The sequence below is a fragment of the Nitrospirota bacterium genome (genome assembly GCA_030684575.1).
Classification (GTDB): domain Bacteria; phylum Nitrospirota; class Nitrospiria; order Nitrospirales; family Nitrospiraceae; genus Palsa-1315.
On sequence record JAUXVD010000014.1, the window covers coordinates 233,354 to 248,575 of the forward strand.

The 15,222-nt window shown below is 59.6% G+C and carries 13 protein-coding genes; 9 read left to right on the plus strand and 4 right to left on the minus strand.

Annotated elements, in window-relative coordinates:
• Positions 1–610: 610 nt before the first annotated feature.
• The 4 genes from Q8N00_11045 to Q8N00_11060 form a co-directional block, all read right to left on the minus strand.
• Positions 611–3,220 (minus strand): sigma 54-interacting transcriptional regulator, encoded by a 2,610-nt coding sequence (locus Q8N00_11045; GenBank protein ID MDP2383330.1) that lies wholly within the window; start codon positions 3,218–3,220, stop codon positions 611–613.
• Between the two features lie 4 nt (positions 3,221–3,224).
• A complete protein-coding gene (locus tag Q8N00_11050; GenBank protein MDP2383331.1) occupies positions 3,225–4,460 on the minus strand; it encodes a tetratricopeptide repeat protein in 1,236 nt (411 codons plus the stop codon).
• A 91-nt stretch (positions 4,461–4,551) separates the two neighbouring features.
• Complete coding sequence (locus Q8N00_11055; GenBank protein MDP2383332.1) at positions 4,552–5,004, minus strand: HIT family protein; 453 nt, start codon at positions 5,002–5,004, stop codon at positions 4,552–4,554.
• On the minus strand, positions 5,001–5,645 hold the full coding sequence (locus Q8N00_11060) for a hypothetical protein (protein ID MDP2383333.1): 645 nt from the start codon (positions 5,643–5,645) through the stop codon (positions 5,001–5,003). Before Q8N00_11060 ends, Q8N00_11055 begins: the two co-directional genes overlap by 4 nt.
• A 170-nt stretch (positions 5,646–5,815) precedes the next feature.
• Between Q8N00_11060 and Q8N00_11065 the strand changes: the two genes are divergently transcribed.
• From Q8N00_11065 to Q8N00_11105, 9 genes are all read left to right on the plus strand, one after another.
• Positions 5,816–6,682: a hypothetical protein gene (locus Q8N00_11065; GenBank protein MDP2383334.1), complete on the plus strand. Its 867-nt coding sequence runs from the start codon at positions 5,816–5,818 to the stop codon at positions 6,680–6,682.
• Between the two features lies 1 nt (position 6,683).
• Complete coding sequence (locus tag Q8N00_11070; GenBank protein ID MDP2383335.1) at positions 6,684–7,106, plus strand: secondary thiamine-phosphate synthase enzyme YjbQ; 423 nt, start codon at positions 6,684–6,686, stop codon at positions 7,104–7,106.
• Between the two features lie 5 nt (positions 7,107–7,111).
• Positions 7,112–8,224: a trypsin-like peptidase domain-containing protein gene (locus tag Q8N00_11075; protein ID MDP2383336.1), complete on the plus strand. Its 1,113-nt coding sequence runs from the start codon at positions 7,112–7,114 to the stop codon at positions 8,222–8,224.
• Between the two features lie 74 nt (positions 8,225–8,298).
• Positions 8,299–10,056, plus strand: coding sequence for an AAA family ATPase (locus Q8N00_11080; protein ID MDP2383337.1), 1,758 nt, complete (start codon positions 8,299–8,301; stop codon positions 10,054–10,056).
• A 64-nt stretch (positions 10,057–10,120) separates the two neighbouring features.
• Positions 10,121–11,722, plus strand: coding sequence for a proteasome accessory factor PafA2 family protein (locus Q8N00_11085; protein ID MDP2383338.1), 1,602 nt, complete (start codon positions 10,121–10,123; stop codon positions 11,720–11,722).
• Positions 11,719–11,913 (plus strand): ubiquitin-like protein UBact, encoded by a 195-nt coding sequence (locus tag Q8N00_11090; protein ID MDP2383339.1) that lies wholly within the window; start codon positions 11,719–11,721, stop codon positions 11,911–11,913. The genes Q8N00_11085 and Q8N00_11090 overlap by 4 nt, the downstream gene beginning before the upstream one ends.
• A 139-nt stretch (positions 11,914–12,052) precedes the next feature.
• Positions 12,053–12,826 carry a proteasome subunit alpha gene (locus Q8N00_11095; GenBank protein ID MDP2383340.1) on the plus strand — a complete coding sequence of 258 codons (774 nt, stop codon included), beginning with the start codon at positions 12,053–12,055 and terminating at the stop codon, positions 12,824–12,826.
• A complete protein-coding gene (locus tag Q8N00_11100; protein MDP2383341.1) occupies positions 12,819–13,649 on the plus strand; it encodes a proteasome subunit alpha in 831 nt (276 codons plus the stop codon). The genes Q8N00_11095 and Q8N00_11100 overlap by 8 nt, the downstream gene beginning before the upstream one ends.
• 1 nt (position 13,650) lies before the next feature.
• Positions 13,651–15,135: a proteasome accessory factor PafA2 family protein gene (locus Q8N00_11105; protein ID MDP2383342.1), complete on the plus strand. Its 1,485-nt coding sequence runs from the start codon at positions 13,651–13,653 to the stop codon at positions 15,133–15,135.
• Positions 15,136–15,222 lie beyond the last annotated feature (87 nt).

Sequence of the window (15,222 nt, forward strand, 5' to 3'; positions counted from 1 at the left end):
TAGACGAAATCCATTCGGCGATATTTCTGCCAGAGCCCGCCCAGCGGCATGTTCCATATCTAGCCGCACGATATGCCTGAGCACGAGCGTGTGATCCTGTTGATGGGGGTTGGGCTCGCGGACTGAAAATCCTGAGGATCGGGGTTTCGATTACTGCTTGCTGCAGTTCGGACTGCCGCGATAGGAAAATAGCAGGTCCAGATTGTTCAGCCGGGTTATTTCGAGAGGTGTAAGCCCGTGAAGTGGAACGTCATAGGCATATGCATATCGTTTCCTGCCTAATGCCACCCATTCCCGATAGAGCCCGCAGATTTCAGCCTGAGCCCCAGCAGATCCCTGCGGCCAGGGCCCGGTCTTGCCTCGATACCCTTCCCTGTAAAGATTCGCTCGTAGACTAACGCAGGCGGTTGGATGTCGAGGAAGCGGCAGTCCGGCCGCTGCGGACTTTCAGTATAGGTATCGCCGTCGACATTGGGGTAGGCGTAGACCTCAGCCGATGATTCGTTCGGTGTCAGGAATAGGAATAGGAGAAAGAAGACGTACCTAGAAGGTACCAGTATTTATCTATTCAGGAATCCCGAAGGCGTCGTTCTCGTTTAGCACCATATGGTCAGTTGGCTTTCTGTGCGTAGGCCTGTTTGACCAATATTTCAACCGACTTGAAATGTCGATCCGGCAGGTTCTTGAAGCGTCTCTTGCAGTCGGCTAGTGCCTCCTCCACTGTCGCGAATGGTTGGATCGTGGCCAGGAGATGTTCGTAGTAGTCCATGAGTTTGAGTTCGACCGTTCTCGTGAGGGAGGGGTCGCCCGCCAACGTGGCAGCAGCCTGGGCTTTGTCGCCGCTTGTGTCGACCAGCGCCTGGAAGCAGAGACCCTTGAGCCGCTGGGTCACTGTGCTCCTGTCCCACCCAAGGGCCTTGGCGGTCGCCTGCATGTCGAAGCCATTGAGGCGCAGGCAATCGAGGACGGCGGCATCGCCGGCTGGCTCCGGCAATATTTTTGGTGTGCGCGCGCGATCTGACGATGTGGTGGCTGTTGCCTGCTGCAATCGAAGATCGTCCTTCGTCAGCAGGGGCCCCTCGGCGAGTGCGACCGCCTGTTCGAGGCATTGTCGCAATTCGCGGACGTTCCCTTTCCACTCATGCTGCAGCAGCGCGTCGAGCGCGTCCTGCGTGAGCCTCGGGGCTTCCCGTCCCAGTTGCTGGGCTTGGCCGGTCAGGTAATGTTCGGCCAACAGGCCGATATCGTCCTTCCGGTCCTGCAATGGTGGGAGCCGAAACACCAGTCCCTTCAGTCTGAAATACAAATCTTCGCGGAACCAGCCTTCGGACACGCCTCGCTGCAGATCGCGATTCGTCGCGGCCACTACGCGGACATCGACCGTCGTTGGGGTCGTTGCGCCGACGCGATAGAAGGTCTTTTCTTGCAGCACGCGAAGCAGCTTGCCTTGATGTTCCAGCCGCAGATCGCCGATTTCGTCGAGGAAGAGCGTACCGTGATGCGCCAGTTCGAAGTAGCCGCGCCGATCCATCGTCGCGCCGGTGAAGCTGCCGCGTACATGGCCGAACAGTTCGCTCTCAAAGAGCTCCGGTGAGATGGCCGCCATGTTGACGGCGATGAAAGGTTTGCCGGATCTTGGACTCAGCAGATGGATCGCGCGCGCAAATAGTTCTTTGCCCGTGCCGGCCTCACCCAGCAAGAGTGCGGGCAACTGAGACTTGGCACCTTTTTTTAGATCGCGGAAGAGTCCGAGCAGGTGATGGTTCTGCGTGACGATGCCCAGTTTGCGGCATTCGTCGCGCAGTTGCTCCAGTTCTGCATCCCCCGGCTTGCGGCTGCTTTCGGTGACGGCGCGTAGCCCTGCCAATTCCAGACCCAAGTCCTGTAGTTGTTGTCTGGCGGCTTCTTCCTGCGCCTGCACCTCGGTCAATTCTGTTCGCAATGTTTCTGCAGAGCGTGAGAGGTCTTGCTGGCGGCCGGTCGACTGGGCGACGGCGGCTCGTGCCTGATCCAGGTCTTCTTGCAGCGCTTCGGCCCGGTTCTCACGCAGGACCAGGGCCTCGCGGACTGCCACGGCTTCCTGCTGGACGCGCAGCATGTCCCGTTCGAGGAGGACCATCCGTTGGCCTGCCGTGAGGTGAGTCCAGACGGTGGCGCCGACGAACACAAGGGCCAAGGCACTGAGTGGCAGGGCCAGGGGAAGCACCAGATGCGCGAGGGCTAATGCCGCCACCAGCAGGCATCCGTAGACGAGGACGACGGCTCCTGCGAAGAGGAAGGACCGTGAGCCACCTGCATGCAGCAGAAACCAGGCGACGAGGCTTGCGAGCAGGAGGGTGACGAGGCCGCTGTTCAGCAGGCCAAGCCGACAGACCCGGTTGTCGGTCAGGAGCATGTTGAGCAGATGGAGGTGGATCGCAGATCCGGAGACGGACTGGCCCGTCGGCAAGAGCCATGTGGCCGCTGGTGTTGGATCGGGTAGGAAGACGACGACCTTGTCTTTGAACCAGCTGTCGAGCCGTTCATCGTGATGGGTTTCCAGGGCTTCCCAGAGGGCAGCAAATGACAGGGTCGGCAGGTTTCCAAGGGTGCCGTCTCCTGCATAGTTCACGAGGGCGATGGTGCCGGTCTGGTTCGCCTGGGGTTGCGTCAGCTTATAGAGTGCCAGTCCGAATGCTGGAACAGACTCTGTGCCCAGCTCTGCAGACAGAGGCACGGTACGCGTGACATGGTCCTGGCTTGGGGAAACCAGGAGATGGCTGAGGACCATCGCCTCCGAGGTTAGCGGCGACTCGGTCTCATAGGGATAGACGACAGGCCCTGCGTTTCTGGTGGCTTCCAGGAGCAACGCGTCGCTGGCGGCGCCGCCGAGCTGTGCCTGGCTGGGCTGCGCGATACGATGGTCCAGGCCGATCGCTGTCGCTCCGCTGTTATGTGCGGCAGTGATGAAGCGGGCGAGGACCGCCCGATCCCATGGGCCGGTTCCAAATTTTGTTTCGCTGGCTTGATCGCGCGTGATGAGGAGGAGCGAGGGACTAATCTGAACGGGTGCGCGCTGCCGGAGCCAGGTATCGTAGGCCGTCCAGTCGAGTGCGGTGAATGTCGCAGGAGCGAGGCCCCCGAGGCTGAGCGCCAGAATCGTCGCGCCCAATCCCATGGCACCGGCTTGGAGCCAGACTGACTGGAGGAAGAGGCGCCAGGTTTGAGAGAGGTCTGACATGCGGCTATGGCTGCAAGGAGAGTTCGTCCATCACCGCTTTAACTTCCTGCTTCGGTAATCCCCGAACGGCGGTGATCGCTTTCTGTCTGTCGGGCTTCATGCCGAGGCCCTTGCCGTAGATACGAGCCAGAATTTTCTTGGCCGGTCCGAATCCCTCGCCGGCCGTGGCCTCGAAGCAGGCCAGGATTTTCTTGTCGAAGGGAGGCAGGGATGGTTCCCAGCCTGTTTCATAGAGTCGGGCGAGTTCGGTCTGCGCCATGTCGCTGAGGGCATAACATTCTTGGAGCAGTACTGGGATGGCATGGTCCGTTCGATTTTGCTTCAGCAACGTTGTCCCTAGCGTCTCGCTGTCGCCGTTGTGCGCGAGGTCTGGAAAGCGCTCCCAGATCTTTTCCCGATAGCCTTGAAAGGCCTTCAAGGCTTCAAGGCGGTTCTGTTCCGGCTGGACCGGCGAGAGGGCTTGGCGGCGGAGGATGGACAGGGCGGAGGCGGCCGGTTGATGTCCGAATTCAATCGCTTTGGTCCACCAATAGACGGCGAGCGTTCCGCTCTTGGTCACACCCTGGCCTGCACGATAGGCATTGCCAAGAAAGAACTGCGCCTGCGGGATGCCGCTCGCGGCCGCTTCCTCCATGAATTGCGCGGACTCCTGGTCTCGCTTGGCTAACTTGAGTACGAGTGCCAGGCGGTAGCGGGCGTCGGGAAAGGAGGGCTGCAGCTCCAGCGCTTGCTGGTACGACTGAATCGCTCCTTTGATATTGCCGGTGGTGTAGTAGGCGGTGCCGAGATTGTAGTGGGCTTGCGTCAACTCCGGATTGAGTCTGGCCGCTTCCTTCAATTCCATGACCGATGCGCGCCAGTCTTGTTTGGCCATCAAGGCTCTGCCGAGCTGGAGATGTGCCAGGGCATGATCGGGCTTCAGCGCAATGGCGATGCGGCATTCGTCGATCGCGGTATCCAGATCGCCGATTCGATAGAGCGCCTCGGCCAACTTGAGCCGGTCGTCAGCGTTCTGCGGAGACAGGCGGACGGTCTCGCGCAGTTCGCCCAGCAGACTGACGGCATCGTCTCGTTCGTGAGGCCGCAATTCTGGAAGCTGGAGAGGCGGTGTTGACGAGGGCGGCTCCGTCGAAACCGGTGGCGTCTGATTGTCAGGCGTCTCCGCCAACGACGAATCGATTGAGTGAAGCCAGGCGCAGGATGCAAGGAAGAGGATCGCGAGAACCAATCGGCGCTTCATTGAATCGTGCGGTCCTCCAGCTGTTGTGACGAGGTCGATAGTATATCGTATTGGAATGAGCGGGAATAGCTCCCGGCCTGCAGCCACACCACTAGGGGAGATCCGGCGTGGGTAGGCCAGGTGAGCGTCTGAGCTCTATCTGAATTCGATGGATCTGCTGCTGCAAGTCGGGCGGCGTCAATGGTGCGACGTCATGCGTGACCCGCCAGACCGGCTCAAGCGGGGCCGGGTCGGTATGCAGCCTGGGAATCACATGCCAGTGGATGTGGGGGAGTTGATTGCCGAGGAGTTCGTAATTGATCTTCTTGGCCTCATAGACCTGCGCGACGACTTTGGCGACGAGGTTCACTTCCTCCATCAGCATAATTCGTTCCGTGGGAGCCAGATGAAATAACTCTGTTGCATGGCGTTTGAAGACGATGACGGTCCAGCCAGGGAAAAATTGATCCTCATGTAGATAGGCGTTGGCGAGGCCGAGATCGACGATGAAATGGTCTTCTCTGGGCCAGGCGCCCTGGCAGGCCTTGCACGTCGGGTCGGTCATGGCTGGCTGGCTTTACGCCATTCCTCTTCCGTGACCACACCTTTTTTAATGAGCAGTTGAATCAGCTTGTCGACGGAATTACGGCTGGCTGTTGCCGGACTCGTTCCCGGCTGAGACGAGGCAGCCTGAGGTTGTTTGGGTTCGGGCGTCGGTCGTTTGAGTCCGAACACTTTGAACGAGGGGGTGAAGACGATCATGTAATCTTTATTGCGGAGGCGTACGCTGGCCGGGAGGCTGAGACCATGGGGCAGCAGGTTCGGCGTCGACCCAGCCGGGATTTGGAAATAGGGTTTCCCGTCCTGCGTTTCTCCATCCTGCCCCAGGACGTCCATGCGGCTCAGGATGGTATCGTTGTTTAAGTTCTCCCGGGATTCCCCTCCGATGTTCGTGACCTTGTCGAGGACGATGAACAGGGAATCGCTGATGAGTGTCTCGGCAGAGAGGTTCTTGACGCTCACATCGTAGCGGTACTCGCTGTTGAAGTTATCCCGTCCCTTGAGGGTAATCACGACGGTGGCTTTGTCGGTGAGATCCGTGAGTTGATCCAGCGGGCTGGCGTGGCACGTTGGTGCCAGTGGCCAGGATAGACTGAGGAGAATCGCGGCCACTGTCAGCGGCCAGACGGTCCTGTGTCTCGACATCGTTGCTTCTCCGGATCGTGCGGCGTGATGCGCGCGTGCCTGGGTTGAGCATAACAAAGATCGCGGCGTTGGGCGAGCCTTTGTTGCCCTGTGCGCCTTGACAGGCTCTTTCCGCGAACGCTATCCTCGCAACAGTATCCGTTGCGCTCAACCCTTCCCCGTCACGACACATGACATCCATTTCACGACGCGCTCCGCTGTTGGTTCCCCGTGCTCTTGTCACGCAGCTCATGGCGCTCTACGATTACCCGCATCCGCTTCATCCTGGCCGGATCATTCGCGGGTACGATCGCCCACATGCCATTCGAACGGCGCGGATGTGTGCCGCGGTCGCTGCGGCGCTGGGCCATGGGCCTGAGCGGGTCCGCCAATATCAGATCGCCTGTTTGTTACATGACCTGGGCCGCGCCGGGCTCGATCGTCAACTCTTCGGGAAGATCTGGTCTTGGGCCAAGGAGCGAGGGATTCCGACGAGACCGCGGGAATGGAGAGCGGTCCATCACTACACGTCCTACGGACGCGAGACGGAGGCCTTTCTCCGTTGCTATGGACAGGATCTTGAAGCCGACGGCATCCCGATGACCGCGTGGGCGAAGGAGCAGGTTGAGATGAGGCTGGGCTATGCGCGGCGGCTGGCCCGCCGGCTGCGGATGGTTCGGCCTGCCATCACGCAGATGGGGATCACGTGGGCGCCTTGGATGCAGCAGGTGATGCTCTATTATTATTACCCCGAGAAACTGGCGGCGGCCAAGCCCTGGGTGCGGCAGTTGGCGGAGATTCTCGTCGCTTGCGAGCAATTTGAAGCCTACAGCAATCAGCGGCGCGGCAGGGACTATTATGTGAGGAACAAGGAAACGCTGGTCGATGCCTTTGCCTATTTGGAGACGTTGCGGGCGGAGGGTATTTTGAGCAGCGCAGTGATGGAGGCGTTACGCCGGTTGACGGCGCAAGGCGAGTTCGATGCAATTCTGGAGGAGGCTCGCGGCTGTGCCTTCACGAGCGGCGAGCGACGAGCCCTCCGGGCGATGGAGGCATAACATGGCGGTGAAAACGGTCTCCTTGCGTCTCCCCATGCAGGGAAACAGCCAGGTCGAAAATCTGACGAAAGCCGTGACCGACGCCCTCGCCGGCACGAAGTTGCTGGCCGGGATCGTGACGGTGTTTGTGAAGCACACGACGGCGTCGGTGATGATCATTGAAGATGAACCGGGGATCAGGGCCGATACGAAAGTCTTCTGGGATCGGGCGGTGCCGGCCGATCCGGCCTGGCAGCACAATACGAGAAATGCCGGGGAAGACAACGGGCACAGTCATCTGCGAGGTCAGCTCCAAGGGCCGTCGGTCACCATTCCCTTCCTGGATGGCGCGATGTTGCTGGGGGCCTGGCAACAGGTCGTCCTCGTCGATTTTGACACTAAGCCGCGCACCAGGGAACTCATTATCCAGATCATGGGTGAATGATGGCGATGCAGGGGCGAGTCGTGATCTCGGGACTCTTGCTCGTCAGCCTCTGGCCTGCCCTGTCGATGGCGGAGTGGGGGAAGCCGCTGGGCGGGACCTACGACGGGCCTGAAGGCAAGCCGCGCCTGGTGACACCCTTGCCCGCCGAGTTGGGCGCGGATGAACGGGCCACCATGGCCGTGTTCGAGCGGGCGACCAAATCCGTGGTCTTCATCGCCAACACCGCGATCCAACGAGACCCCTGGTCGTTCAATCTGTTTGAAACCCCGCAAGGATCCGGAACGGGATTCGTCTGGAATAAGCAGGGGCACATCGTCACCAATTTTCATGTCGTCTACGGGGCGAACTCGATCACGGTGACCTTGGCCGACCGGACGGAGCATAAGGCCACCCTCATCGGCGCCGATCCCGATCACGATGTGGCGGTGCTGCAGATTCGTGCAGCGGAAGAGACGCTGTCGCCTCTTACCGTCGGGACGTCGCAGGATCTACGTGTCGGACAGAAAGTTTTGGCGATCGGGAATCCGTTCGGTCTCGATCATACGCTCACGACCGGTGTCGTGAGTGCGCTGGGTCGGACGATCAAGTCCCTGTCGAATCGGACGATCGAAGGCGTCATTCAGACCGATGCCGCCATCAATCCTGGCAACTCAGGCGGGCCGCTCCTCGATAGCGCCGGCCGGTTGATCGGCGTGAATACCCAGATTATGAGCCCCAGCGGGGCCTTCGCGGGAATCGGTTTTGCCGTGCCGGTCGACACGGTCAACCGTATCGTCCCGGAATTGATCAAGCATGGCAAACTCATCCGCCCGGGGCTCGGGGTCTCGCTCATTCCCGATGCGATGGCGAAGCGGTGGGGCATCAAAGGGCTGATTATCGGGAAGGTGTCGCGTGGGAGCGGCGCGGAGCAGGCGGGGCTGAAGGGGGCGCGTGAAACCGCCACCGGCCGGGTGGAATTGGGTGACATCATCACGGCAGTCGACGGCAAGCCGGTTGGAACCCTGGACGAACTGATGGATGTCATGGAACGGCACAAGGTTAACGACCAGGTGACGGTTGAGATCCTGCGGGGAACCAATCGGGACCGTGTCTCCGTGACCCTCCAAGCCGTCAATTGAGCGGCAGTGATAAGCGGTAATCCGAACGGTGGCTATGCTAGGATCATGGATCTGTTCGGTATGGAGGACCACTGATGAGCGATCGTCGATCAAGTAAGTCACAGGACCCGGAGCCCAACGGGAAGCCAGGGGAGGTTGCGAGCCCCGCGATGGGTGTTGGACCCGATCCACTTGAACTCTTAGAAGAATGTCTCGCCTTATTTCCCGAGAGTGATCCCCGCCAGAAGATTCTCTACAAACTGCGCCATACCATGATCCTCGGCCAAGCGGCGCAGCAGCAACGGGACGTCGAATTGAAAAAAGTAGCCGACGTCATTGCCAAGCTGACGGCACCGGCTAATCGGGTCGGTACCCTGCTCGAGGTGCCAGGTGAAGGCCTCGCGCGAATCCTGGTGGGAGGCGCGGAGTATTATGCGTCGGTCGACCCGCGGGTGCAGGCTGTCGAACTGAAGATCGGTGCTCAGATTCTGGTCAACGACGCCTATGCGGTGATCAAGGTCTTGGGATATGACCGCAATGGGCCGGTGTTCAAAGTGGCGGAAGTGCTGGGGGACGGGCGGCTTCGTTTTGAGCATGAGATGGGGCGGCAGGTCATGATCCTTCAGCGGTCGAGCGACCTTGCCGGTGTGGATTTGAAGGCCGGCGATGAAGTGCGCATCGACCCCAGCCTCCACGTGGCGATCGAAAAAATGGAGGATCGGAAAGCCAAGTCTCACCTCCTCGACGAAGTGCCCACGGTGACCTGGGAGCAGATCGGCGGACAAACGGAAGCCATCGCGGCCATTAAGAAGGCCATCGAGTATCCCTTGCTCCATGCGGACACGTTTCAGCGGTTTAAGTTTACGCAACCCAAGGGTTTTTTATTGTACGGCCCGCCCGGCTGCGGAAAGACCTTGATCGGGCAGGCGGCCGCCGCCAGTCTTTCGAAGCTGGTGGGTGAGTCGATCCAGGCGACAGCCGGTGCGAAGGGGGATAAGCCGCCGGTGACCCGCGGGGCATTCCTCCACATCAAGGGGCCTGAGATTCTGAATATGTGGTTGGGGGAATCGGAGCGGATGGTTCGCGATCTCTTTGCCCAAGCCCGTGCCCGCCGGAAAGAAGGGGCCTTGCCCTTCATTTTCATCGACGAGGCGGAATCGGTGCTCGGCACGCGGCGGGCGTCTCGTTCATTCAATATTTCCAGTACCCTGGTGCCCATGTTCTGTTCTGAGATGGACGGGATCGAGTCTCTGCACGATGTGGTGATCATTCTGGCCTCGAACCGCCCGGATCTCATCGATCCGGCTGTGCTGCGGCCTGGGCGTATCGATCGCAAGATTAAGGTGAGCCGTCCGAATCGTGAGTCGGCAGCTGCGATTCTGAACGTGTACCTGACGGATGATCTGCCGTTGGATCGGCAATGGGTCGATCAACATGGGGGGGACCGCAAGAAGGCCTCTGCCGATCTCGTCGAGCATGCGTTGTCCGCGGTGTTCTCGCGCAACGATGAGAATCGGCTGCTGTCGATCCGGCTTCGAAGCGGACAGAACAAGGTCCTTTATCGGAGCGATCTGATCAGCGGGGCGATCCTGGCTTCGATCGTTCAGCGCGCCAAGGAACAGGCGATCGAGCGGGTGATTGCGGCAGGCGGGTCCGAGCAGGGGGGCATGACGCTGGATGATCTGGTCAATTCCGTACATGCAGAATTCCGGGAGGGAGAGATGCTCCCACCTGACGATGCGGCAGAGGAATGGCTGAAGCTCCTCGATCACCATCCGGAGCAAGTCGTAGGAGTCTCTTCGTTCCGGAGAGGGCGGCAGGCAGAAGAGAAGTTGGTGGGACAGATTATCTAAGTGGGCAGATGGCAGGGGGCTCTCTTTGCTCCCAGTGCGCGCACGATCAGAATGTGCTCGCTCGATGGGCGCAGTCGAGAGCACCTTAGCCATCTGCCGTGAATCTGTCCTTGAGACGGAGTGGGTGACGGAAACGAAGATGCGACTATACGGGATCGAAACAGAATACGGGATTACCAGGGAAGACCAGGACACGGTCGATCCGGTGGTGGAGTCGATGGAGCTGGTTCGGGCCCATCTGACGGCTTCGTTTGAGCGGCGCTGGGACTATGGCGGCGAAGATCCGCACGAGGATGCTCGGGGATTTCGGGTGCTTGGGTTGCAGCAGGATAAAGAAGAAGACGAGTTCGCCAAGGTCGATGCCCATCGGCCTTTTTCGTTTCATGAGATGAAGAGCGATCTGGTGCTCCCGAACGGCGCCCGCTTCTACAACGACCATACACATCCGGAATATTCCACGCCTGAATGCCGAACGGTGAGAACGCTCCTTGCCCACGACCGTGCGGGGGAGCGGATTGCCCAGCGGGCGGCGGAGCGGCGCAATCAGGTGCTCGGCGGGTCCCCCCTGCAGCTCTACAAAAACAATACGGATTTTCACGGACATAGCTACGGCTGCCATGACAACTATCTTGTCGCGCGCGCGATTCCATTTTCCTCACTGACTGCAGGGATGTTGCCGTTCCTGGTGAGCCGGCAGGTCATTGCCGGAGCGGGTAAGGTTGGTGTGGAGGGTCAGGAGAGCGGGTTCGTGCCGGGTCAGTACCAGTTGTCTCAGCGGGCCGACTTCATGGAGACGGATTTGAGCGTCGACACGATGCACAACCGGCCGATTCTGAATACGCGGGACGAACCTCATGCGGTGCGGGAGAAATACCGGCGGCTCCACCTCATCATCGGCGATGCCAATATGTGCGAGTACAGCACGGCGCTGAAAGTCGGGACGACACAATTGGCGCTGGAGTTGATCGCACGCAACGCAGCGCCGGCGCTTGAATTGGAACATCCGGTCACTGCGGTCAAACAGTTGGCTCGCGATCAGAACCTCAAGGCGACGGTGCGTCAGCGAAATGGCCGCACCATCACAGGCCTCGAGATTCAAGAACAGTATTATCTCGCGGCGGAGAAGCATTTGGCCGGTGCCGATGCAGAGACCGATTGGGTCCTGTCCGAATGGGCCGACACGCTCCGGCTCCTTGCCGGCGATCGCCGGCAATTGGTGGGGAAGCTCGATTGGGTCACGAAGCTCTGGCTCTTGGAAACCTTTATGCAGGAAGAGCGGATTGGATGGGACGATCCCTGGCTGGCGAGTTTAGATTTGGAGTACCATAATGTGAATCCGGAGCGCGGGCTCTTTCTCGGCCTTGAGGCAGAGGGGAAGGCCTGGCGGATGACGTCGGAACAGGACGTTGAATCGGCCCTGGTCGCTGGCCCGATCGATACCAGAGGGGGGATTCGCGGCCTCTGCATCAGGCGGTTTCCGGATCAGATCAAAACGATGCAGTGGGAGCGGATCCAGTTCAGCGGAGGCTTGCTTCCGCGGACGTTGGAAATGGGCGATCTCTTCGAGCCACAGGCGGTGCAGGCCTGTGCGAAGATCTTTGAGCAGGCGGTGTCCCCGATGGATGCGTTGAACGCATGGAATAGAGAAATGGAGTCCCGATCATGAACTACAGCTCAATGCCGGAACGTCGTGAAGGGCCAGGCAGCCCGATGCCGAAGGCGCCGAGTCCGTCCGAAGAGGGCGGCGGGCCGAAACGGCCGGAGACCGGGTCGCCGGACAAAGATAATCTGCTCAAGCGTATGCGCAAGGTCGATCCGAAGCAGGCTGAGCGGTATCGGCAGAGAACAGGGGAGTGAGGATGGGCGCCGAGTCTGGGTTTGTGCTCGCGCAACGCGCGGCCTAGGAAGGCCCTCGTTGGACGCGCGCAGTGAACCGTGACGTCGGTACCCATCCAGATTATGTGGAGTGCGATACGAATAAAGGTGAGGTAAAGAGATGGGGATGCAAGGGGACTTTCTTCAGCTGTTGAAGGAACAGGGCTACACGTTGGGCGTACCGGCAGCGGTGGGGACCGGCCATGCGCTGACGAATGCCACGACGATTTTGGCGTTTAAGTATCGCGATGGTGTCCTGGTGGCCGGCGATCGTCGCGCAACCGCCGGCAATATGGTGATGTACGATCGGACGGACAAGGTGTTAGAGATCGATCGGCACAGTGTGATGGCGATTGCCGGCGTGCCGGCGACCGCCTATGAAATGGTGCGGGTCCTGGAGCATTCCTTCAAATATTACCGGAGAACGCAGCTCCAGGAGTTGAGTTTCGACGGCAAACTGCGCGCGATCTCCAAGCTCTTAAAGGATAATGTGCCTGCGGCCTTAGCCGGGACTGGTGCGGTGGTTCCGGTGTTTGCCGGCTACGATTTAGAGCAGGGCTCGGCCAAGATCTATTTCTACGATATTCTGGGGGCGGAGTTTGAAGGTGTGGAGTATGCGGTGTCCGGCTCCGGTTCTCCGACGATCCGGGGCATTTTACACTACCTGAATACCTGGGGCGATCAGCCCCTCAATCGGCTCCCTGAAGAGCAGGCCATGGTGCAGGCCTTACGGTTGCTCACGAGCGCGGCAGAGTTCGACTCGGCGACCGGCGGTGTCAATCGGGAGGCGAGTCTCTATCCCGTGATCAAGTTGATTACCGGGGCCGGCGTGCAGACGGTGCCGGACGCGACCTTGAAACCCCTCTATGAATCACAGGTGGTGCGTTATGTATGAAGAGCCCTATCGCTGGGTCGAAGCCGTCGGCAATCGACGCCAGTATCTCGATGAACAGTTCAAGCAGGGGAGTCCGGTCGTTGCGTTGACCTATGATGGAGGCATCCTCCTGACGACGGTGAGCAAAGGAACATCGAAGCTCTACGAGATCTATGACCGATTGGCATTGGGCGGAATGGGGCATCCCACGGATTTGGAAAAGCTTCGCTTTAGCCTGCTTGAAATGGCGCATGTCGAAGGATTCAACCGTTCGCCCTCCGATGTGACGGGATCGAGGTTGGTGAAATACGGCATCGCCCCTGTCATTAAGCAGGCGTTTGAGGAAGTGTATAAGGCGCCGTTCATCGTGCGTATTCTTGTGGCCGAGTTGGGGGTGAAGCCGGAGAAGGATGCGATCCTGACGATCAACTACGATGGTACGTTTGAGGAGTTGACCGGTTGTGCGGTCTTGGCGGCCACTCCAGCTGCCCAGACGAAGATGACGGCCTATCTAAGAGAACAGACGCCTGCCACGCTGTCGTTGGAGCAGGCCTTGGATCTGGCGCTGCGCGCCTGGGCCATCGGCTCCCTCGCGCATCAACAGGAAGAGACGGATCAACAGGCTGAGCCCGATCCATCTGCCGGCAACGCTGGTGCAGTGACCTCTCCGGTCCCTAGTGCCGACGTGCTGATGGCGCATGTGCGTGGCATTGCCGGAGGGCGGTCCCTTGAATGTGCCGTTCTTGAGCGCCAGGCTCCCGGTACGTCCAAGTATCGGGCGTTGAAGCCGTCCGATCTGGCACGACTTCTCCCGAAGTCACTTCAATCCGCCGTGGCGAACTGAGATGTTGAACCGTATTTTCGGACTTGAAACCGAGTACGGACTCTTGGTGAACCAAGAGCTGCCCGATCATACGCCTACCTGGTTTGCCCACAAGATTCGAGACCATCTGTTTCACGTCCAACGGCGTGGGGTGCTGGATCTGCACCATCGTGGGCACGATGAACCGCCGGGTAACGGAGGATTTCTCACCAACGCCGGGCGCATGTACCTCGACATGGGACATCTGGAATGGGCCTCGCCGGAATGTGAGTCGCTCAGCGATGTCGTGGCTGCCGACCGTGCCGGCGATCAGTTGCTGCAGGATGCCGTTGAAGACCTCGGTCTGGCCGATCAGGTGTCGTTGATCAAAAACAATGTGGACCATGAAACCGATGCGACCTTCGGGTCGCACGAGAACTTTCTCGTGTCGAGACGGTTCCCCTTTACCAGGCGCGGCCTTGGGCCCCTGGTCACCTTTCTCGTCACCAGACAGATTTTTACGGGAGCCGGGCGTGTCGGGACCGCCGGGCCCCAGGACGCGTGGATTCAGATGGACCGGCTCATCGTGCCGCGGGGCGCGAATCAGCGCCATGGGCAGCATCCTGCCATGCCGTTTCAGATTTCTCAGCGCGCCGATTACATCGTGAATGATTTCTTCGAATGGGTGCAGCAGAATCGTGCCATTGTGAATACGAGAGATGAACCGCTGGCAGACCCGAATCAATACCGCCGTATTCATCTCCTCCTCGGTGATTCCAATATGGCGGAGGTGGCGACGGCCTTGAAGTTGGGTACAACAGGGTTGGTGCTGCAACTGATCGAAGAGGGCCATGCCCCGATCGACCTGGAGCTCCATGAGCCGGTTGAAACCATGCAGGAACTGTCTCAGGATCAGGACCGGCAATGGATTGTGCAGCTGCAATCGGGGAAGTCGATTTCCGCCATCGACATTCAGGAGGCCTTTCTCGCCGCGGCGCAAGCCCACTATCGTGGGCAGGACGGCGAAACCGATTGGGTGCTCGATCAATGGGAAGCGGTGTTGCAGGACCTCCGCGGGGATTACACCAAGCTAGTCGGTCGGGTTGATTGGGCCTCGAAGCTCTGGCTGCTTGACACCTTCCGGGAGGCGGAGCAGTTGACCTGGGCGGATCCGGCGTTGAAGAGCCTCGATCTGGAATATCACAATCTCCATCAAGGCAAGGGGCTCTACTTTGGACTTATGGAGGAAGGCCGGGTTCCGCGCCTCACCACCGACAAGGCGATTGCCTTGGCCATGGACCATCCGCCCCGCAATACCAGAGCCTTTGGTCGCGGCGAACTCGTTCGGCATTTGCTGGCCAGTGGACTGCCCGATGAACCGGCAGATTCCAGTCCGGAAGAGCGATTCTCCCCATCCTATGTGATCAACTGGTCGATCTTCCAATTGCGCGGGCAGGCGCCTTTCCCCATGCCGGATCCCTTCAAAACCTACGTGCAGGAAGTACGGACGCATCTGCAATCGGTGTAGTCTGATTGGGCCTGCCTGCTTTCTCCATTTCGTCGCAGAACAGATTGAATACGTGGATAAGTTGCCGAGGTGCTATGCTTCTCTATG

Bases quoted from the DNA above. Each gene is read 5' to 3' on its own strand.
- Q8N00_11075 (MDP2383336.1), top strand. From the start codon at position 7,112: ATGCAGGGGCGAGTCGTGATCTCGGGACTCTTGCTCGTCAGCCTCTGG.
- Q8N00_11065 (MDP2383334.1), top strand. From the start codon at position 5,816: ATGACATCCATTTCACGACGCGCTCCGCTGTTGGTTCCCCGTGCTCTT.
- Q8N00_11080 (MDP2383337.1), top strand. From the start codon at position 8,299: ATGAGCGATCGTCGATCAAGTAAGTCACAGGACCCGGAGCCCAACGGG.
- Q8N00_11070 (MDP2383335.1), top strand. From the start codon at position 6,684: ATGGCGGTGAAAACGGTCTCCTTGCGTCTCCCCATGCAGGGAAACAGC.
- Q8N00_11090 (MDP2383339.1), top strand. From the start codon at position 11,719: ATGAACTACAGCTCAATGCCGGAACGTCGTGAAGGGCCAGGCAGCCCG.
- Q8N00_11100 (MDP2383341.1), top strand. From the start codon at position 12,819: ATGTATGAAGAGCCCTATCGCTGGGTCGAAGCCGTCGGCAATCGACGC.
- Q8N00_11095 (MDP2383340.1), top strand. From the start codon at position 12,053: ATGGGGATGCAAGGGGACTTTCTTCAGCTGTTGAAGGAACAGGGCTAC.
- Q8N00_11060 (MDP2383333.1), bottom strand. From the start codon at position 5,645: ATGTCGAGACACAGGACCGTCTGGCCGCTGACAGTGGCCGCGATTCTC.
- Q8N00_11055 (MDP2383332.1), bottom strand. From the start codon at position 5,004: ATGACCGACCCGACGTGCAAGGCCTGCCAGGGCGCCTGGCCCAGAGAA.
- Q8N00_11050 (MDP2383331.1), bottom strand. From the start codon at position 4,460: ATGAAGCGCCGATTGGTTCTCGCGATCCTCTTCCTTGCATCCTGCGCC.
- Q8N00_11105 (MDP2383342.1), top strand. From the start codon at position 13,651: ATGTTGAACCGTATTTTCGGACTTGAAACCGAGTACGGACTCTTGGTG.
- Q8N00_11045 (MDP2383330.1), bottom strand. From the start codon at position 3,220: ATGTCAGACCTCTCTCAAACCTGGCGCCTCTTCCTCCAGTCAGTCTGG.
- Q8N00_11085 (MDP2383338.1), top strand. From the start codon at position 10,121: ATGGGCGCAGTCGAGAGCACCTTAGCCATCTGCCGTGAATCTGTCCTT.